The following is a 20,758-nucleotide window of genomic DNA, read 5'->3' as shown; positions in this document are numbered from 1 at the left end:
CCTAAGTAACTTATGCTTTATTACTATAACTTAGAATAAACAAAGATTAATTTATCTACTCTTTACCCTACCGGAGATAAAAAAATGGAAAATATCAAAAATATATATAACGGTATAAAATCTCGTGGCGGAAATCCGCTGAAGTGGTTAATGGCCGATGTTGACCTCCTCTATAAGCTGTCTAAAGAAGAACAACAAGAATTAAAAACCTGTTTGCTTAAGGACGCTTTTCATTTCCATTATCATAATAACCCTTACTATAGAGATATTTGTGAAAAACAAGGTATTAAGCCAGAAGAGATCCAAAATTATAATGATTTAGTTCGCATCCCATTGATACCCGTTGCAACTTATAAATCAGCCGAAAGTCACCGTTTATTAAGCAAGCCATTATCTGAAATCGAACATGAAATGCGCTCAACGGGCACAAGCGGAATTCCTAGTGTTTATCGTCGTTGCCACGATACGATGGATCATACAGTATTAGCTGTCTATTCTAATTATCGCAGTATGTTCAAAGTATCCGGCGGCGCTGGCCTATGTTTATGCCCGTCAACAGAAGATATTCCAGAAATGGCGCTGGTTAAAATCTTTAATTTCCTGACAGGTCTGTTAGATACTCGACGCTATATGATTAATCAGGACCGCTTTTCTCCAGAAGATTCCCTGAATCAATTAATCCAGTGGAAAGGCAAATTTACCCGACATTTAATTGGCCCTCCATTCATGATCCATCGTTTTATCACGTTCCTAAAAGAGAATAATACCAAGCTCACTTTAGATCGCGATAGCATGGTAATTACTATGGGCGGCTGGAAACGTTTTACCGGGGATATGATTTCCCGTAGCGAATTGAATGCGGATATTGAAGAATGGATGGGCATTCCAGCTTCCCGGACACGTGATATGTATGGTCTGGTTGAAGCAAACGTTCTTGCCATCGAAGATGAATATAACCATAAGCATGTTCCTCCTTATATTCATTTCTCCGTTCGTGATCCTAATGATTTAACACGTGAGTTACCTGATGGTGAAACTGGGCAATTAGTGATCTTAGATCCTCTTTCTGTTTCCACTCCCGGCATGTTACTGACAGAAGATTTGGTCTACTTGCGTACCGATCCTAACAAATCCTGGCGTAATTCTCAGCGAATTCAGTTTGTTATGCGTACAGCTGCCGCTAAAGAGTTTGGTTGCTGCGCAGTCAACCTTGAGAGAAAAATGTCAGACGATGAAGGTACCTCAGCTACACCCGCTGTTAAATAGCAAGGTGAATTATGTTTAACAACATCATTATTGACAACTTTTGCAATCCTGACTGCCAGGGAACGTTATCCACCCCCACCATTAAACTGGCATTAGGTAACCCTGTATGCGGTGACAAGGTTGATATCGATCTGACACTGGATAACCAAGGGAGAGTAGATAATGCCTGTTTTCGTGCATGGGGATGTACCGCCTCCCTGGCAATGTCTAACCAATTTTGTCGCCACGCTAAAGGTAAGACTCTCGAAGAATTGAACGCATTATCGCCTGAGGGTATTGATGCGTTATTAGGCGAGTTAGAACCGGCACAGCAACACTGCCTTGATATGCTGCATAAGCTATTTGAGCAGCTAAAGGGAAAAATATGACAAGTCTATACTTCGACTACAACGCCACAACACCGCTAAGTGTTAAAGCGCAGTTGGCGATTAAAGATGCAATGTCTATTTTTGCTAATCCGTCCAGCCACTACAGCTTAAGCGGCATGGCTAAAAAGTTGCTCACTGACGCTAGAAGATCGATGGCTTCATTAATGGGCACAATCCCAGAGCAGATCCTGTTTACATCAGGAGGAACTGAAAGTAATAACCAAGCCTTATCCAGCTTGTTAGCAACGCTTCCCGGTTCGGATCTGTCTGCCCATCATGTTATTAGCTCTTCCATTGAGCATCCGTCTGTTCTGGCGCCATTGCTCTGGTATCAGCAACGCGGGCTTCAGCTAACGTTTATCAATCCCGATAATCAAGGGCGAATAAGTGCACAAAGTATCCGGGAAAACCTACGGCCACAAACTCGCCTGATCACATTGATGGCGATTAACAACGAAACCGGCGTGATCCAGCCCTATGAAGCTGTCGCCTCTTTAGCAAAAGAGGCCGGTGTTTATCTGCATATCGATGCAGTACAGGCTATTGGTAAGCTTCCTTTTAGCTGTGACACACTTTCTGGCGTAACGACCGTATCTTTCTCCGGCCATAAGTTTAACGGTCCGAAAGGTATTGGCGGGCTCTACCATGCACCGGGGATTCAATTAAATCCCTTGCTGCATGGCGGAGGGCAGGAACAAGGAGTACGTAGCGGCACCGAGAATACCTTGGGCCTCGCAGGACTCACGGCGGCAGCTAAAGAATCACTGAACGGATTGCAAGAACGTTTCAATACTTACAAAACGCTCAGAGAAGCCTTACTCTCTCTGTTAGAACAGCATCGTGTTAACTACCTGATTAATGGCAATACCAATCCAGAGTTTCAGGCACCTTGGACACTCAATTTAAGTTTCCCGGGTATTCGTGCTGAATCATTAGCCAGCAGGCTAGATTTACGTCACGGCATCTCTTTATCTCTAGGATCAGCCTGTAGCAATAACAAATCAACCCAACGTTCTCACGTTCTGGTTGCTATGGGATTACCCGATGATCGTATTGATAGCGCAGTACGCATCAGCTTCGGATATACCACAAGTCAAGATGATATTGAGATATTGGCTAACGCCATCAAACAAGAAACGTATAACTTACTTAAAATTTCAGGGAAATCTTTAATCACCCAGGAATAATAGCAAAACGACAGTTAAAAGACGGTGTGGCAGGAATAATGCGTTTATTAATTGGTACCATTGGTACCTATATTCCTGCACCTAAGCGCCGCCAACATTATTTAAATTTTTAGGGGACATTAATATGAAACTATTTGAATTACTTCAATCTCAAATTACTGAATTAACTGATATCGAGCCAGAAGATATTACTCTTGACACTCTACTTGATGATATTCATTTAGTGAGTCTGGATTTCGTTTCTATTCAGGTTGCTTTAAAAAGAGAAATGGGCATTCAACTGAATTTCGATAAGTTCCAGCGAGACAACACGACGACAATCGGTGATTTCGTCAATTATGTCAGTGAATTAGCAAAATAATCATCACTAATACACTGGGATATTATACCCAATGGATTTCAAGATGCATCGCGACGGCAAGGGAGCGAATCCCCGGGAGCATAGATAACTATGTGACCGGGGGGAGTGAGCGCAGCCAACAAAGAGGCAACTTGAAAGACGACGGGTATAGCTGTCTATGACAACATCACAACACAGCTAACATTCATTTTTATGATGCTTTTATCTACCAATCCTATTATTTGGTTGTATTAGAAAATAAAGCATGTCACCAAGAAATGAATTTTGGAGATAATGTTTCATGAATATTCAAACGGGCTATCGTCGCGTTGCCGTCACAGGCTATGGTTCTATCTGTTCCCTTGGGCAAAATACCCAAGAAATTTGGGATGCAATCCTAAATTATCGTGTAGGCTACAAAAAGGAAGAACACCCAGACGCTTCTGTTGTAGCAAAATTTTTCGGCAATATCCCTTTCTCTCCTGATGTATCGCGGTTTTCCAAAAAGTTATTAAAGAACCTGCCCAAATTTAGCAAACTTGGGCTAATTGCGGCGGATGAAGCGATCAAGATGGCATTTGGTAACGATAAAGCCGCTCTTGACGAAAATTATTCCCCTTTTGAACGCGGCGTCATTTTTGGCACTGGCTGGGGTGGAGAAGATGCAACCGTTGAAAACAGCCATTCCTATGCTGATCAAGGCATTGCCTCACCTATGACCAATATCATGTCTATGCACAGCGTAGGGACAGCGGCGATTTCAATGAACTGGAATTTACGGGGATACCAAAATACCCCAGTTGCAGCTTGTGCAACCGGCAGTATGGCGATAGGCGATGCATTTGAACTTATCCGCAGCGGACGAGCTAAAATGATGCTGGCAGGTGGCGGTGAAAGCATCCGAGATCCATTCATCGTCTGGAGTATCGATATTCTTGGAGCATTGAGTAAAGAACAGGAATCTGTCGAAAAAGCCTGTTGTCCATTCAGCCAAGATCGTAGTGGTTTCGTTATGTCGGAAGGGGCAGCAATATTATGTCTTGAAGACTATGACAGCGCTGTTGCCAGAGGCGCCAAAATATTGGCGGAAGTGATTGGCTATGGTAATTACTCTGATGCGTCAGATATGACCGCCCCGGCACCTGATTGCAAAGGACGGGTCATGGCGATTCAGATGGCGCTGGAACAAGCCAAACTCTCTACCTCAGATATTCACTATATTAATGCTCATGGGACATCAACCCCACTCAACGACATTAACGAAACCGATGTTCTAAAAATGAGCCTGGGCGAACACGCTTATCGTATTCCTATTTCCAGTACAAAATCCTATACAGGCCATCTTATTGCCGGAGCTGGAGCAATTGAATCTATTTTTTGTATTAAAGCGATAGAGACAGCAACGATCCCCGCAACTATGCACCTAAATAATCCTGATCCGCTATGCGATCTGGATTATGTCCCCAATATCCATCGGACTCACCAAGTTATTGACACGGCTTTAAATGTTAACTACGGCTTCGGTGGTACAAACTGTGCGCTTATTTTTAGGAAAGCCGACAGATGAACGTTCAATTCAGCAAAGAAGATCTCAGTCAATGGGCTAAATTCTCCGGCGACTACAATCCTATCCATTTTGATGAAAAAATCGCAAGAGAAGTTGGGTTGGGTGGTATTGCAGTACACGGCATGCTGGCAATGATCCCGCTCAAAAGCGGATACGATTATCTGTCACAACCAAATAGGGAAATGGGCAGACAGTGGCACGTTAATTTACGCAATCCCGTCCCTTTGGATGCCTGCTATTGTGTTAAAACTAAGCACATTGACCGAAATGGGAAAACGACCTTTAATCTGCAAGATGAAATAACTAACCTAAAACCTTTAGTTGGTCACTATAGCTGTTTTGATTTTTCACAAAAAGCTAGATTTCCTGAAAAACCACGTTGCCAAGTTCCCATACAAGAGACGATAAAAAAATCCATCGAATTCAAACATACCTTCCCGGAAATCAATGAGTTCTGGATCTTTCTCGATGCTCTGATGTTTTATCTTTTCATGCAGCAAAGTGCCAAAACCGCACTAGCAACAGAATTTAAAACCTATTTTGGCAAACAAGAACATGATGAAGCATGTCTCAAAGACCTTATTGTCTTGCATGTCATGCACACCGTGAGTTTTTCTCCCGCGCTTCTCAATCGCCAAATCCCAGATGAAATGCCGGATATCGAATATACGATCCTACCAAAAGATACATTCGACGTTGATGGCTCGTTATACGGTACGTTGGAAATCCCGATCTGGCTGAATGGAGAAATCTCTTTAGTTGTTGAGATGAGCCTGATGGGAACAACAAAAAGAAAGCAGATTGCCAACTAAGATTTGATGAATGCGGTATTGGCAGACGGATGGCAAAAATTCAAAGGAATAATTTAATGAGTATCAGCACCCCTTGGGTTTTTATTTCAGGAGGATCACGTGGTATCGGCAAAGGCATAGTCAAAATGCTGGCAGCTCAAAACTATCACGTGGTTTTTACCTATAAATCAAGCATAAATGAAGCTCAAATACTTTGTCAGGAAATTAAGCAACAAGGTTATCGCTGTGAGGGCTATCAATGTGATGTCTCAAACGCGAAAGAAGTCACAACATTATCAGCAGAGCTTATCTCACGATATGGTGCTCCTTATGCCATCATCAATAACGCCGGAATTACACAAGATGCATTGCTGATAAATATGAAAGAAGAAGAGTGGCACAATGTGATTTCTACCAATCTTTCTTCTGTTTATTTAGTCAATCACGCTTTTCTCCCTGAAATGATTACTGCGGGAGAAGGCTGCATTATCCACATGAGCTCAGTCACTGCGTTTAAAGCTAACTCAGGGCAAGTTAATTACGCTGCAACCAAAGCCGCTATGATAGGTATTACCCGCTCATTAGCAGTTGAAGTTGGCCGATTTAATGTTCGAGTCAATACCGTTGCGCCAGGTTTGATTGATACTGAAATGCTGGATCATATCCCTGCATCACATAGGAAAAAACTATTGTCTAATATCCCATTGGGCCGTTTAGGTTCAGTGGAAGATATTGCTCTGACAATCAATTTCCTGCTCAGCCCTGGGGGACGCTACATCACCGGACAAACGTTCGTTATCGATGGAGGAATGACGGCCTGAGTCAGTTAAGTAATTAACATCAACGGTTTCGTATCCCTATTCTGTGATTATTTGTACCCAGATAAATGTTCTGGGTACTGACACAAAATACCGTTAATCATTGCCAGATAAACAATCCAGCCTATCTGATAAATGTTAATAACGATAATAAACAATTTTAATATTAAATCATGCTTTTGGCGTTAAGTGCTAAATATGAGCAATTTTCATTTTATGAAATGAGAAGAGCTTGACCTTGTAGTCGACTCCAAGGTGTTTAATCAAATATAAGCACATTATTTAAGACGAATTTACTTTTAATCACTGTGATGGGAGAGGACATATGGCAGGAGAAATACAATCACCTCCGCTTAATGAGAAAAAGTCAAAGCGTAAATTAGCACTGATCCTCGCAACTCTCTTATTTGTTTTTGCCGGGTTGGGTTACTTCGCCTATTGGCTTATTTCACTACGTCATTATCAAGTGACTGATGATGCATACGTTGTTGGTAATCAGGTACAAGTGATGGCCCAGATCACCGGTAGCGTAACCGCTATCTATGCCGATAATACCGACTTCGTTCAGCAAGGTGATATTTTGCTACGTTTGGACGCCATTGATGCGGAACATGCTTTTGAGCGAGCGAAAAATACATTAGCTAATAACGTCAGGCAAACTCACCAAACCATTATCGATAATGAAAAACTACTCGCTAATATTGAGCTCAAACAAACAGCATTACAACAGGCTCAAGATGATTTAAAACGACGTGAACATCTGGGACTGACAGGTGCTATCGCCAAAGAAAATCTGATCCATTCCCGCAACAGTGTGCAAATGGCAAAATCCGAGCTAAATGTGGCCCGACAACAATATCATGCCAATAAAGCATTAGTTATAGACACCCCATTAGATCAACAACCAACCATTAAACTGGCTGCCTCCCAGCTCCGCGATGCATGGTTAACCTTACAGCGCACTCAAATTGTAGCGCCGGTAACAGGCTACGTTTCACGCCGCAGTGTTCAAGTCGGCTCACAAATAAAAAATGGTGCTCCACTGATGGTTATCGTACCCGCTGACCAACTTTGGGTCGAAGCTAACTTCAAAGAAGTTCAACTCGCCAATGTCCGTATCGGTCAACCTGTAACACTGGTGAGTGATTTCTATGGTAGTGATATCACTTATAAGGGCCGAATTGTAGGTCTTGATATGGGTACTGGCAGCGCATTTTCTTTACTACCGGCACAAAACGCCACCGGCAACTGGATCAAAGTGGTTCAACGTTTGCCTGTTCGTGTTGAATTGGAAGCACAGCAGCTTATTGATCATCCTTTACGCATCGGTTTATCCATGCACGCCACGGTTGATACCCGAAATCGGGATGGTCTGGTGCTTGCCGACACGCCTCGCAACGGCATTGTTTATGAAACCAACATCTTGTCTTACAACACCGGAGAAATTGATCGGCTAATTAACGAAATCATCCAAGTTAATACCAGTCAAAACAAGTGAGGTTAACATGCTAAAAGAGCCATTATCAGGAGCCAAACTTGGCTGGCTAACTCTGGCTTTAGCATTAGCCGCCTTTTTACAAATATTAGATCTGACCATCGCCAACGTTGCAATATCAACGATAGCTGGAGATTTAGGCTCATCAGTATCACAAGGTACTTGGGTAATTACTTCATTCGCCGTTGCTAACGCGATCTCCATCCCATTAACTGGCTGGTTGGCAAAACGGTTTGGGGAAGTCCGGGTTTTTTTAGTTTCAATGATCTTGTTTGTGATCACTTCCTGGTTATGTGGTATTGCCAATAGCCTGGAAATGTTGATCATTTCCCGCGTTCTACAAGGTATCTCAGCCGGGCCGATTATGCCCCTTTCGCAAAGTTTGCTACTCAACAACTATCCTCCGCTAAAACGCAATATGGCTCTGGCAATGTGGTCAATGACTATCGTTGTCGCTCCGGTTTGTGGTCCCATTCTTGGTGGTTGGATCAGTGACAACTATCATTGGGGATGGATTTTCCTCATCAATGTCCCGGTCGGCTGTGCCGTCATCGCTATCACCTGGATGCTATTAAAAAATCGGGAAACTGAAACAAAGATCAGCCCCATTGATGGCATAGGACTGATTTTATTGGTTATCGGCGTCGGTTGTTTTCAGTTATTGCTTGATAGAGGAAAGGAACTTGATTGGTTCAACTCGACAGAGATTATTGTATTAGCGATTATTGCGGTTATTGCCATTACTTTCCTGATCATTTGGGAACTGACCGATGATGATCCGATCATTGATTTATCGCTATTTAAATCCCGTAATTTTACTATCGGTACTTTATGTATTAGTTTGGCCTTCTTACTCCATATCGGCACGCTGGTTCTACAACCTCAACTATTACAAATGGTCTTTGGCTATACTGCCACTTGGGCAGGGTTGGTAATGGCTCCATTAGGAATAGTGCCGATAATACTTGCTCCAATCATTGGCCGTTTTAGTTCAAAAATCGATATGCGTTATTTAGTCATATTCAGCTTTATCGTTTTTGCACTCTGTTTTTTTTGGCGGGCTTATACCTTCGAACTATCAATGGATTTTTCTACTGCTGCCTGGCCGCAATTTATCCAAGGCTTTGCTATTGCCTGTTTAATCATGCCATTAGCGGCCATTATATTATCCGATATCGAACCCGCTAAAGTTGCCTCTGCGGGTAGCTTGTTCAACTTCTTACGCACTCTGGCAACATCCGTAGGTACTTCAATTACCACTACTATGTGGTCCCGCCGTGAAGCTGTCCACCACGTTCAGTTAACTGAATCGATCACTCCCCATAATCCTATTGCCCAACAAGCCTACAATAAAATGGAACAATTAGGGATGTCACAGGCCCAAGCTAGCAGTTCTCTGGCGCGTGAAGTCACCAATCAAGGATTGATTATTGCCGCTAACGAAATTTATTGGCTATTTGGCTTTGTTTTCCTAATCTTGTTGCTTCTTATTTGGTTGGCCAAACCCACGGTTGGAGAAAAGAAATAGCACAATGCTCAAAGAACTTATTATAGAGCCCTTTCCAGTGAGACCTTGGTGAATATTAAATCTTGTCAAAATAGCACCTTTCAGGCGCTATTTTGTCATTCCACAGAACATGTTTTTTCATTACCAAGACACTGTTCAACCTCCTGTTGTTTCAGACGCCTGGCACATTAAAAAGAATTTAAACGCGGGGGTATCCGTCTCATCGTGATACGCATAACCTAATGCATCAAGGTGACGCCTAAAACGCACTTCCGTGCCTGACAATTCAAATGCGGCTAACACCCGGCCATAATCTGTACCATAATTGCGATAATGGAATAATGTAATATTCCAGTAAGTTCCCAAAGTTTGTAGGAACTTGAGCAAAGCCCCCGGCGATTCAGGAAATTCAAAACTAAACAAGCGCTCTTTCAATGGCTTAGATGGGCGACCGCCGATCATATAGCGAACATGTAATTTCGCCATTTCATCATCTGAAAGATCAGCAACCTGATACCCTGCGGTACGCAATTCCGCGATAATTTCCCGTCGCTCCATCTCACCACGACTCAAGCGAACACCAACGAAAAGACAAGCCCAATCAGGGTCAGCATCCGTATAACGATAATTAAATTCGGTTACCACACGATCGCCCAACTTCTGGCAAAAACTCAGGAAACTCCCTTTATGTTCAGGAATAGTCACTGCCAGCAATGCTTCCCGCTGCTCGCCCAATTCACAACGCTCAGAGACATAACGTAACCCGTGAAAACTCACATTAGCGCCAGAAAGAATATGCGCCAATCGTTCACCTTTAAGCTGATACTGCTGAACATACTTTTTCAATCCAGCTAGCGCCAATGCGCCGGATGGCTCAGCAATCGCACGTACATCTTCAAACAGATCTTTTACCGCTGCACAAATAGCATCACTGTCTACTGTGATAACCGCATCGACATATTGCTGACACAAACGAAATGTTTCATCACCAATACGCTTAACAGCAACACCTTCAGCAAATAAGCCAACTCGCGGTAAATCTACCGGATGTCCAGCTTCCATTGCTGCTTTCAAGCAAGCTGAATCTTCCGCCTCCACCCCAATGATTTTAATTTCTGGCATCAGTTGCTTAATCAACACTGCCACTCCTGCAATCAAACCACCACCACCAACAGGTACAAAGATGCGATCCAAGCGCACATCCTGTTGCAAAAGTTCCATCGCCAGTGTTGCCTGACCTGCGATTACAGCGGGATGATCAAACGGAGGAATAAAGGTATAGCCCTCCTGTTGTGCCATTTCTATTGCTTTAGCTTTAGCCTCATCAAAATTAGCACCATACAATAGAGCCTTACCACCGAAACGACGGACTGCATCAACTTTAATATCCGCGGTAGTAACCGGCATAACAATCAGAGACTTAATCCCCAAACGATTGGCGGAAAGCGCCACCCCCTGAGCATGGTTACCGGCTGACGCGGTAATCACTCCCCGGTTTTTTTGTTCCTCGGTCAAACCCGCAATCATGGCATACGCGCCGCGGAGCTTAAAGCTGTGAACAGGTTGCCGATCTTCCCGTTTTACCAATATGGTATTTCCCAAACGGGCAGAAATTTTCTCCATTTCCTGCAAAGGAGTCACCTGAGCAACTTCATAAACCGGCGCGCTTAATGCCGCTTTCAAATACTCTGCACCATTTGGTGCGGAAGTTAAGGGAAGAAATGCAGCCATACGATTATCCCCCTAACTTAGATTTATCACGGACAGCGCCTTTATCCGCACTAGTCGCCAATGAAGCATAGGCTCTCAGGGCAAACGAGACCTGACGTTCACGAGCTTTCGGCGTCCACGCGTTATCACCACGGGCAAATTCAGCCTCTTGACGGGTAGCAAGTACCTTTTCATCTACATTAAGTCGCATTTTCCGCAATGGAATATCAATATCAATAATATCGCCATCTTGAACCAAACCGATTAGCCCTCCATTAGCCGCTTCTGGAGAAACATGGCCGATCGACAAACCCGAGGTACCACCAGAAAAACGCCCATCTGTAATCAATGCACAGCTTTTACCTAACCCCATAGATTTTAGATAAGTCGTCGGATACAACATTTCCTGCATGCCGGGCCCACCTTTTGGCCCTTCATAACGAATGACCACCACATCACCCGCAACAACTTTTCCACCCAGAATCGCATCAACCGCATCTTCCTGACTTTCGTAAACTTTGGCTGGCCCACGGAACGTCAGACTGTCCTTATCAACCCCCGCGGTTTTTACAATACAACCATCTATAGCCAAATTACCAAATAGAACAGCAAGACCACCATCCCGACTATAGGCATGTTCAATGTCGCGAATACACCCTTCTACACGGTCGGTATCCAACGAAGGCCAACGACAATCTTGTGAAAATGCCTGAGTAGTACGGATACCCGCAGGACCTGCCGAATACATCTCCTTTACTGACTCATCCGCCGTTTGCATCACATCGTACTGATTAAGCGTTTGTAACAAATCCAGACCCAAAACATTTTTAACCTGACGATTCAACAGGCCCGCTCTATCCAGCTCGCCTAAAATACCCATCACACCACCAGCACGATGAACATCTTCCATATGGTATTTTTGTGTACTTGGTGCAACCTTACATAGATGAGGGATCTGACGAGACAAACGATCAATATCCGCCATAGTGAAATCCACTTCCCCTTCCTGCGCCGCAGCCAGTAAGTGAAGCACAGTATTAGTTGAGCCACCCATTGCAATATCCAACATCATCGCATTTTCAAATGCGGCTTTCGTTGCAATACAACGTGGTAGAGCACTATCATCATTTTGTTCATAATAGCGCTTAGTCAGCTCAACAATGCGCTTGCCTGCATTCAGAAACAACACTTTGCGATCTGCATGAGTAGCCAGTAATGAACCGTTCCCCGGTTGAGACAAACCCAACGCTTCTGTCAAACAATTCATAGAGTTAGCGGTAAACATGCCTGAGCAGGAACCACAGGTTGGGCACGCTGAGCGTTCAATCTGACTGCTATCCTCATCACTGACATTCGGGTTCGCACCTTGGATCATGGCATCGATCAGATCCAACTTGATAATCTGATCTGACAATTTAGTTTTACCCGCCTCCATAGGACCACCGGAAACAAAAATCACCGGAATGTTCAGACGCAATGCCGCCATCAGCATACCTGGGGTAATTTTGTCACAATTGGAAATACACACCATCGCATCCGCACAATGCGCATTCACCATATATTCGACAGAATCAGCAATTAATTCACGTGACGGCAGAGAATAGAGCATACCACCATGCCCCATTGCGATACCGTCATCCACCGCTATGGTATTGAACTCTTTTGCAACACCGCCTGATGCTTCAATCTGTTCAGCAACCAGTTTACCTAAGTCCCGCAAATGAACATGCCCGGGAACAAACTGAGTAAATGAGTTAACTACTGCAATAATCGGTTTACCAAAATCTGCATCGGTCATCCCTGTCGCGCGCCATAAAGCGCGAGCTCCAGCCATATTGCGACCATGAGTCGTAGTGGCAGAACGGTACTTAGGCATTATCTTCACTCCCGTGTCATCAAAACAGGCGGGGAACGAACCGCCCGTTAAATTATTTATAGTTCTATTAAAGGTATAGTTCTATTAAGGATTGACCGGATCTAACCAGCCCCATTTATCGTCTGTCGCGCCATCAAACAAACCAAAGAAAGCTTGTTGAATTTTCTTAGTAACAGGCCCGCACTTACCGATACCAACCTGAATATCATCAACACTGCGAACAGGTGTGATTTCAGCCGCTGTACCTGACATAAAAACTTCATCAGCCAGGTACAGAGATTCGCGCGACAATACCTGCTCACGCACTTCCAGCCCCAAATCTTTGGCTAATTTGATAATGGCATCACGGGTAATTCCTGGTAATGCAGATGAAGTAAATGGTGGAGTGAACAATATGCCATCTTTTACTTCAAACAGATTTTCACCCGCACCTTCAGAGATATAACCATAAACATCCAGTGCAATACCTTCTTGATATCCACGACGACGGGCTTCACTACCTACCAAAAGTGAAGACAGGTAGTTACCACCTGCTTTGGCCGCGGTTGGTATTGTATTTGGCGCCGCACGATTCCATGAAGAAACCATCGCATCAATCCCTTGATCCAGAGCTTCTTCTCCTAGGTAAGCCCCCCAAGGAAAAGCAGCGATAATAACATCCGTTTTATAGCCAGACGGTGGATTAACTCCCATGCCAACATCACCGATAAAGACTAGTGGACGTATATAAGCACTGACTAAATTATTTTTACGCAGAGTTGCCCGACATGCTTCCATTAATTCATCAACACTCTGGCTCAACGGCATGCGATAAATCTTTGCAGAATCATGTAAACGCTGCATATGCTCACGATGACGGAAAACCACGGGCCCTTTATGAGAGTCATAGCAGCGAATTCCCTCAAAAACAGAGGTGCCGTAATGTAAAGCATGGGACATGACGTGAACTTTAGCATCTGCCCAAGGAACCATCTCACCATTGAACCAAATGTAATCGGATTGCTTCGTCATTCTCTTATTCCTTTATTTCTACGTTACGCACGTATGAGTTGTGATTTTTGTTGCAGGATCTTGACGCCAGCGACATCCACTAATTTAGCCAGTTGTGAAGACAACAAATTAACCGGTTTTTGGCTGGCAACAATTAATTCGATATTAACATTATCGCCATCCATTGTTTGATCCATATTCATGGAACAGATCTGAAATCCACGATGACGCGTTACCCGTAAGATACGCTCTAATATTTCAGGACGGAAACGAGCATGGATTGCAAGTTGATGCTGCATCATAATGATTTCTCCAACATAGTTTCATTGCTTGCACCGGGAGGGACCAACGGCCAAACGTTCTCTAATTCCTCAATAGATACCTGTAATAAATAGGGACCCTTACTGGCAAATAATGCATTCAGCGCTTCATCAATCTGTGATTTATCCGTGATATGTTGCCCCGGAATATCAAAGGCTTTCGCTAATGTGACAAAATCAGGGTTATCTGTTAATGTCGTTTCGCTATATCGCTTATCAAAAAACAGCTCCTGCCATTGCCGCACCATTCCCAACCGCTGGTTATCCAACAATAAAATTTTTACTGGTAATTGTTTGCGTTTAATTGTCCCCAATTCCTGAACATTCATCATGAAAGAACCATCACCAGATACACAGATCACCATATCTTCCGGTCGAGCAATCTGAGCGCCAATCGCAGCAGGGATACCAAATCCCATCGAGCCCAACCCACTAGATGTAATAAAATTTTCAGGCCCATCAAAAGTCATATGCTGAGCTGTCCACATTTGATGCTGTCCAACATCGGTAGTAATAACCGTATTACATGCTTTACGATCTGAAACCTGCTTCAATAACCAAGGCGCATAGATACTCTCCCCCTGATGGTCATAACACCAAGGATATTCAGCTTTCAGAGATTTCACTTCCTGTTGCCAGGGCATAATTGACAATGGTTGTTGCAAACGAGGCAATAATGCCTTCACATCCCCCAGTAACGACACATGAGCCTGACGTAATTTACCTAACTCTGCCGGATCGATATCCAGATGAATCACTTTTGCATGCGGAGCAAAAGTATTAAGTTTGCCAGTCACACGATCGTCAAAACGAGCACCCACAGCAATCAATAAATCACATGACTGAACGGCAAGATTGGCCGCTTTCGAACCATGCATCCCAAGCATGCCCAGATAACATGGATGTTCTGAATCAGCAGCTCCCAAACCTTTCAACGTAGAAACAACCGGCATACCTGTTTCCACAACAAAATCTCGCAGAACAGAAACTGCTTGAGACATCCCTACTCCACCACCAACATATAATACTGGCTTTGTCGCAGCCGCAATCATCCTCCGGGCTTGCTCTAATTCACTTTCCGAGCAGGGCTCCTTTTGTTCAACGGGTACCAAATGTGGTACCAAATTCCCCTCTTTCAGCTGAATATCTTTAGGAATATCAATCAAAACTGGGCCAGGTCGACCACTAGTGGCGATAGAAAAGGCTTCCGCCATAATTTGAGGTAAATTTTCCAGTGAATCCACTAAGAAACTGTGTTTGGTACAAGCAAGGGAGAGACCTAAAACATCGACTTCTTGAAAGGCATCAGTTCCAATCAATTCAGAACCAACCTGACCAGTGATAGCAACAACAGGAACAGAATCTAACAACGCATCGGCTAATCCAGTGATTAAGTTTGTTGCTCCCGGTCCCGATGTAGCGATACAAACTCCCGGCTTACCACTGGCTCTCGCATAACCGATTGCAGCCATAACCGCACCCTGCTCATGCCGACAAAGCAAATGCTCCACACCACCATCGTACAAAGCATCATAAACCGGCATGATCGCACCACCAGGGTAGCCGAAAACCTTATCAATCCCCTGCGTTCGTAATGCTTTTACAACCCACTGCGCCCCGTTCATTTTTCATATCCCCTGTGTTTACCCTGTGAGACAAGATTTTGTTCTGTTGTATGTTTCCGTCTCTATCTAATTTTGCTTGTCGAAAAAAAACCCCCGCGCCTTTCGGTGCGGGGGTCTTCGAGAGATCTGGCTGTTTTTCTAAGCCTTTCTTCGTCCAAGTGCTGCCCCGCACGGTGGGATAATAATCACCACCACGCTGACAATAATTAGGCTAATCACTAGGACAAATGTGTTCATAATCTTGGTCGTTTAATTCGTTTGTTTAATCTATATTTAAGAGTTATCACGTTCTTCATAGCTTGACAACACTTATTTTGTTTTATTATTCGATATGAAAAAATACTGTTTATTTTCAAGTAAATACTTGTAATTTAGATTATTTATCTATTAAATAATCCAATTTAAGTGATAAAAACCAACTGATTAGACATAAACAAAACAACACACAAAGCGGTAACATAAAAAACAAATCATTCAACTATAACCAAAATTAAAGATCTTATTATTAATCACTCTGGTGATAAAAACTCCTCATTAAAAATAAAGCAGAATGATATAACACGCTAAATTTATTCACTGTGAAAAATATATAAATTTTAATTTCAAATAAACTATTTCAATAAAACCAATCTAAAAACACGACTTAAATAAAACCTCATAATATGAATATAAAAATAATCAATTTTACAATCTAAGCTAAAAACAATAAAACCATAAAAATCAATCAAATAAAATAAAAATTACTTAATAATGATTTCAAAAAAGTCTTTAGCGTTGCTTCACAAAATATTTATTAGAGCCGCTTCGCAAAAAAATAATAGAAAACTATTTATTATCCAATTTCAGTCCATCATATGCCCTTTCTTACGAAGGAGAATAGGATGGCCCTCGCTGTTATTTATACCAGAGCGACTATAGGTATTCATGCCCCAATTGTTACTGTTGAAGCGCATATTAGTAATGGCTTACCTGGATTAACTTTGGTTGGTTTGCCTGAAACAGCCGTAAAAGAAGCAAGAGATCGTGTCAGAAGTGCGTTGATCAACAGTGGGTTTACCTATCCGTCTAAAAGAATCACCATCAATCTTGCTCCCGCAGATCTTCCCAAGGAAGGTGGTCGTTATGATTTGCCGATCGCTATCGCTATTCTGGCCGCTTCAGAACAAATACCTACCAATACACTAAATTATTATGAGTTTCTTGGTGAACTCGCTCTATCCGGTGGTCTACGAAAAGTTAACGGCGCAATTTCAGCCGCGCTCAGCGCAGGAGAAGCAGGAAGGCAACTTATTCTACCAACAGAAAACGCAATAGAGCTGGCAATCTTATCTCAGAATGAGACGTTAATGGCAGAACACCTTTTGCATATCTGCCACTTCCTTCAGGGAGAAAAACAACTACTGACAACAACAATCCAACATAGCCCCTTAACAGAGCCATCACAGCCAGATCTTCAGGATATTATTGGCCAGGAACAAGCAAAACGCGCACTGGAAATTACAGCAGCAGGCGGACATAATCTTTTACTACTTGGCCCACCAGGGACAGGAAAAACAATGTTGGCAAGCCGTCTATGTAGTTTATTACCGCCATTAACAAACAAAGAAGCCCTTGAGGTAGCCGCTATCAATAGCCTAGTGGATACCTACCTTCCACCAGAACAATGGCATACACGCCCATTCAGAGCGCCTCATCACAGCTCTTCAATGGCAGCACTAGTTGGCGGTGGCGGGCTGCCAAAACCTGGTGAAATTTCACTTGCTCACAATGGGGTGCTATTTCTAGATGAACTACCTGAATTTGAACGCAGAGTCCTTGATGCTCTCAGAGAACCACTGGAATCAGGGGAAATAATTATCTCCCGGGCCAGAGCAAAAGTTTGTTTTCCTGCTCAAGTCCAGTTGATCGCAGCAATGAATCCTAGCCCGACAGGCTACCATCAGGGAATTCACAATCGAAGTAATCCTCAGCAAATACTTCGATACCTGGCAAAACTTTCTGGACCTTTTTTGGATCGTTTTGATCTCTCAATTGAAGTTTCTCTATTACCCATTGGAACATTGAGTAGCCCTCTTAGATCAAGCGAAAGCAGTAAAGATGTAAAATTAAGAGTGCTGGCAGCGCGAGAAATACAATTAAAACGTTGTGGAAAGATTAATGCCCATCTGAATAGTAAAGAGACAGAAGCATTTTGTAAACTCAAACCTAGCGATGCTGTATTTCTAGAACAAACGCTAATAAAACTAGGACTTTCAATCCGAGCATGGCACCGAATTCTGAGAACATCCCGGACACTTGCCGACTTAGAAGAAAAAAAAGAGATAGAAAAACCACATATCATGGAAGCCTTAAGCTACCGCAGTATGGACAGGCTATTAATACAATTACAAAAACAATCGGGTTAGAAATGAAAAAGGGGCGAAGCCCCTATATTCACAATTTGTGATGATATTAATCATCAGTGTCGGTATAGTCATCGGAAGCATCGATCTGAGGCTTACCGCCTGAAAGAGTATGAAAACGTTTTGGACGACTAATTCTTGCAAGATATTTGGTCCATACTTTTTCTTCCATTGTCACAGGCTGCCGTTCACCTCGGCAAACAGCAACAAACAGCTCTTCTATTTCTGTTTGAGGCTCGCGTTTACCAAGATCTAACTCATTGAACGCATAACCGTGGCGCTCTAGCAATTGCGCCTCTTTAATGGTGAAATCCCCATGACGGGAGAACCCACGAGGGTAATTTTTGTTATCAAAAAAACGATTAGTCGTGATGAAGCTTTCGGCCATCTGACACACTCCTAATTCTAGTACTGTTACTATCATGCCAATTATGGCGCGGAGTATTAGATAGGCCTGGCGTTCTGTAAAACAAAAAATTTAAATCTTAACGATAAATATTATTGGAGATATATGTGGACACTGAATTACTGAAAACCTTCTTGGAAGTCAGTAAAACTCGTCACTTTGGGAGAGCAGCCGAATCATTGTACCTGACGCAGTCAGCAGTTAGCTTTCGCATACGCCAGCTAGAAAATCAATTAGGTACCCATCTTTTCACACGCCACCGCAATAACATCCGTCTTACAGCGGCAGGAGAGCGCCTTGTTCCCTATGCTGAATCACTGATGAGTACTTGGCAGTTGGCTAAAAAGGAGATAATGCACGCTTCTCAACATACTGAATTAACAATTGGTGCCACCGCATCACTATGGGAAGCATATTTAACTCCCTGGTTGCAAGATTTCTATCAAAAACACCAGGAATTAAGATTGGAATCTCGGGTTTCTACACGACAATCCCTTGTTAAACAACTTCATTCACGTGAATTAGATCTGTTAATCACTACCGAACCGCCTAAAATGGATGAGTTCCAAAGCCTATTATTAGGGAATATTTGCTTGAAGTTATTAACAACAGAAGAAAATCTGAAATGCCAAATTAAAAATTACATCAAACTAGAATGGGGTGCTGATTTCCATCATCAGGAACAACGGATTTTAAAAAGTGAGCAGCTACCCATCATCACAACCACCTCAGCACATATAGCCCGCCAACTGCTCAATAGCGTAAGAGGAGCCGCCTTCTTACCAATACACTGGCAAAATGAACATCCAGAACTGGTTTCTTATCCAAGCACTGAACTAATTGAACGCCCATTATATGCCATATGGCTACAAAAAAATGATCAGCAAGCATTCATTCAACAGCTGTTAAAAATACCTATCATGCATACTTCTGCAAGAGGTTAAGAGGCTTTCATAGAAATCATTCAATCAATAAGTATGTGTTCTGAAAAACTTATGAATAACAATACTATACGGAAACAGGAATGAAAATAGTAAGGGAGAAAGAAGTTTTAGATAGAGCATAAAGTGGGATTACTTTTTTATCTTCCCACATATAGCTCCTTATTTACCAAATAATCCTTACGTATAGTTTGAAATTATGACTTGAATCAGACACAGTGTTCCTGCTTTATCGTTTTAGGTATCCTTTCCTTCAATTCGAGCCTTTCTTAAGAAAAAAGCTTGGTAATCAAAATCTTACTGGTATGGAGATTGCCCGAAAGTCTAAAAGGTTACTTATAAGAATTCACTTCGATAGTAGATAATCAGAAAGAAAGGTTTTATTGCTACAAGATCGAATAATATTAAGGAAAGACTATTCAACTGAAAGTGTTTAACAGCATCTATGATGAATTCAAATCGATGGCAACATTGGCTTTACGAACCAGACGATATTTGGAAATAAATTCTCCAAGTGGGATCATTTCTGGGGAAAAAGTTCGCACAAAGGGATTTTTAGTGTAATGGCAAATCCGTTTTTCTAACAAAGCTTCATAGAAAAAGGCGCTGACCAAAAGCCAGCGCCTTATCAATAATCTTATCTAAACAGCATATATGGGTAACCAATATTATGAACTATCTTAGTTGCCCTGAGCTTATAACTGGCAGGGGCGGAGAGACTCGAACTCCCAACACCCGGTTTTGGAGACCGGTGCTCTACCAATTGAACTACGCCCCTAAATTAAGGTGGCGGTGCGGACGGGGCTCGAACCCGCGACCCCCGGCGTGACAGGCCGGTATTCTAACCAACTGAACTACCGCACCACCGAATTCTCTGTCATCTATATCGCTTGCTACAATATAAAACTTAAATATCAACTTTGGCAGTTTACGAACAGCTTGCCTGCCGTTCGCCCTTCGGACCGCCGCCCCTCGCGACGATTAAATCCGTCTGCAACAGATTCATCCTACTCACTGCTATTCGTGCTTCATGCTGCCTTTGATGGCAACATCATCCTAAATTAAAGCCTGGCAGTGTCCTACTCTCACATGGGGAGACCCCACACTACCATCGGCGCTACGGCGTTTCACTGCTGAGTTCGGCATGGG

18 protein-coding genes, 2 tRNA genes and 1 rRNA gene are annotated in these 20,758 nt (G+C 42.9%); 11 read left to right on the top strand and 10 right to left on the bottom strand.

Annotated elements, in window-relative coordinates:
• Positions 1-84: 84 nt before the first annotated feature.
• From Phpb_RS02115 to Phpb_RS02075, 9 genes are all read left to right on the top strand, one after another.
• Positions 85-1,266, top strand: a complete 1,182-nt coding sequence (locus tag Phpb_RS02115) for a LuxE/PaaK family acyltransferase (protein WP_065388966.1) — start codon at positions 85-87, stop codon at positions 1,264-1,266.
• A gap of 11 nt (positions 1,267-1,277) precedes the next feature.
• The gene (locus Phpb_RS02110; protein WP_065388965.1) at positions 1,278-1,634 is read left to right on the top strand and encodes an iron-sulfur cluster assembly scaffold protein; all 357 of its coding nucleotides are present in this window, start codon (positions 1,278-1,280) and stop codon (positions 1,632-1,634) included.
• Positions 1,631-2,821 (top strand): cysteine desulfurase family protein, encoded by a 1,191-nt coding sequence (locus Phpb_RS02105; protein WP_065388964.1) that lies wholly within the window; start codon positions 1,631-1,633, stop codon positions 2,819-2,821. Before Phpb_RS02110 ends, Phpb_RS02105 begins: the two co-directional genes overlap by 4 nt.
• A gap of 124 nt (positions 2,822-2,945) precedes the next feature.
• Positions 2,946-3,182, top strand: a complete 237-nt coding sequence (locus Phpb_RS02100; RefSeq protein WP_011148745.1) for an acyl carrier protein — start codon at positions 2,946-2,948, stop codon at positions 3,180-3,182.
• 280 nt (positions 3,183-3,462) lie between these two features.
• Positions 3,463-4,728 (top strand): beta-ketoacyl-[acyl-carrier-protein] synthase family protein, encoded by a 1,266-nt coding sequence (locus Phpb_RS02095; RefSeq protein WP_065388963.1) that lies wholly within the window; start codon positions 3,463-3,465, stop codon positions 4,726-4,728.
• Positions 4,725-5,540: a MaoC/PaaZ C-terminal domain-containing protein gene (locus Phpb_RS02090; protein WP_065388962.1), complete on the top strand. Its 816-nt coding sequence runs from the start codon at positions 4,725-4,727 to the stop codon at positions 5,538-5,540. Before Phpb_RS02095 ends, Phpb_RS02090 begins: the two co-directional genes overlap by 4 nt.
• A gap of 56 nt (positions 5,541-5,596) precedes the next feature.
• On the top strand, positions 5,597-6,340 hold the full coding sequence (fabG, locus tag Phpb_RS02085; protein ID WP_065388961.1) for a 3-oxoacyl-ACP reductase FabG: 744 nt from the start codon (positions 5,597-5,599) through the stop codon (positions 6,338-6,340).
• Between the two features lie 322 nt (positions 6,341-6,662).
• Positions 6,663-7,835: a multidrug efflux MFS transporter periplasmic adaptor subunit EmrA gene (emrA, locus tag Phpb_RS02080; protein ID WP_065388960.1), complete on the top strand. Its 1,173-nt coding sequence runs from the start codon at positions 6,663-6,665 to the stop codon at positions 7,833-7,835.
• Positions 7,836-7,842: 7 nt separating this feature from the next.
• Positions 7,843-9,360: a DHA2 family efflux MFS transporter permease subunit gene (locus Phpb_RS02075; RefSeq protein WP_065388959.1), complete on the top strand. Its 1,518-nt coding sequence runs from the start codon at positions 7,843-7,845 to the stop codon at positions 9,358-9,360.
• A 135-nt stretch (positions 9,361-9,495) separates the two neighbouring features.
• Here Phpb_RS02075 and ilvA read toward each other — a convergent pair whose 3' ends face one another.
• From ilvA to ilvL, 6 genes are all read right to left on the bottom strand, one after another.
• A complete protein-coding gene (gene ilvA, locus Phpb_RS02070; RefSeq protein ID WP_065388958.1) occupies positions 9,496-11,070 on the bottom strand; it encodes a threonine ammonia-lyase, biosynthetic in 1,575 nt (524 codons plus the stop codon).
• Between the two features lie 4 nt (positions 11,071-11,074).
• Positions 11,075-12,925 (bottom strand): dihydroxy-acid dehydratase, encoded by a 1,851-nt coding sequence (gene ilvD / locus Phpb_RS02065; protein WP_065388957.1) that lies wholly within the window; start codon positions 12,923-12,925, stop codon positions 11,075-11,077.
• Positions 12,926-13,009: 84 nt separating this feature from the next.
• Positions 13,010-13,936, bottom strand: coding sequence for a branched-chain amino acid transaminase (locus Phpb_RS02060; RefSeq protein ID WP_065388956.1), 927 nt, complete (start codon positions 13,934-13,936; stop codon positions 13,010-13,012).
• A gap of 23 nt (positions 13,937-13,959) precedes the next feature.
• The gene (ilvM, locus tag Phpb_RS02055; protein WP_036779619.1) at positions 13,960-14,217 is read right to left on the bottom strand and encodes an acetolactate synthase 2 small subunit; all 258 of its coding nucleotides are present in this window, start codon (positions 14,215-14,217) and stop codon (positions 13,960-13,962) included.
• Complete coding sequence (ilvG, locus tag Phpb_RS02050; RefSeq protein ID WP_065388955.1) at positions 14,214-15,860, bottom strand: acetolactate synthase 2 catalytic subunit; 1,647 nt, start codon at positions 15,858-15,860, stop codon at positions 14,214-14,216. The genes ilvM and ilvG overlap by 4 nt, the downstream gene beginning before the upstream one ends.
• Positions 15,861-15,998: 138 nt before the next feature.
• Positions 15,999-16,097, bottom strand: coding sequence for an ilv operon leader peptide (gene ilvL, locus Phpb_RS23310; RefSeq protein ID WP_071647081.1), 99 nt, complete (start codon positions 16,095-16,097; stop codon positions 15,999-16,001).
• A gap of 644 nt (positions 16,098-16,741) precedes the next feature.
• Between ilvL and Phpb_RS02045 the strand changes: the two genes are divergently transcribed.
• The gene (locus Phpb_RS02045) at positions 16,742-18,265 is read left to right on the top strand and encodes a YifB family Mg chelatase-like AAA ATPase (protein ID WP_065388954.1); all 1,524 of its coding nucleotides are present in this window, start codon (positions 16,742-16,744) and stop codon (positions 18,263-18,265) included.
• Positions 18,266-18,311: 46 nt separating this feature from the next.
• On the opposite strand, the gene Phpb_RS02040 is transcribed toward Phpb_RS02045, so the two are convergent.
• The gene (locus tag Phpb_RS02040; protein WP_046395390.1) at positions 18,312-18,650 is read right to left on the bottom strand and encodes a MaoP family protein; all 339 of its coding nucleotides are present in this window, start codon (positions 18,648-18,650) and stop codon (positions 18,312-18,314) included.
• Positions 18,651-18,775: 125 nt separating this feature from the next.
• On the opposite strand from Phpb_RS02040, the gene hdfR reads away from it, so the two are divergent.
• Complete coding sequence (gene hdfR, locus Phpb_RS02035) at positions 18,776-19,612, top strand: HTH-type transcriptional regulator HdfR (protein ID WP_065388953.1); 837 nt, start codon at positions 18,776-18,778, stop codon at positions 19,610-19,612.
• A gap of 699 nt (positions 19,613-20,311) precedes the next feature.
• On the opposite strand, the gene Phpb_RS02030 is transcribed toward hdfR, so the two are convergent.
• The 3 genes from Phpb_RS02030 to rrf all read right to left on the bottom strand — a co-directional run.
• Positions 20,312-20,387: transfer RNA gene (locus Phpb_RS02030), tRNA-Trp, on the bottom strand.
• 9 nt (positions 20,388-20,396) lie between these two features.
• Positions 20,397-20,473, bottom strand: a tRNA-Asp gene (locus Phpb_RS02025).
• A 202-nt stretch (positions 20,474-20,675) separates the two neighbouring features.
• Positions 20,676-20,758, bottom strand: a 5S ribosomal RNA gene (rrf, locus tag Phpb_RS27645); the annotation flags it as partial.

Origin of the sequence: Photorhabdus namnaonensis (genome assembly GCF_001684335.1) — a bacterium.
GTDB lineage: Bacteria > Pseudomonadota > Gammaproteobacteria > Enterobacterales > Enterobacteriaceae > Photorhabdus > Photorhabdus namnaonensis.
The sequence above is the reverse complement of the archived record's forward strand: the minus strand, read 5'-3'. Positions and strand labels throughout refer to the sequence as shown.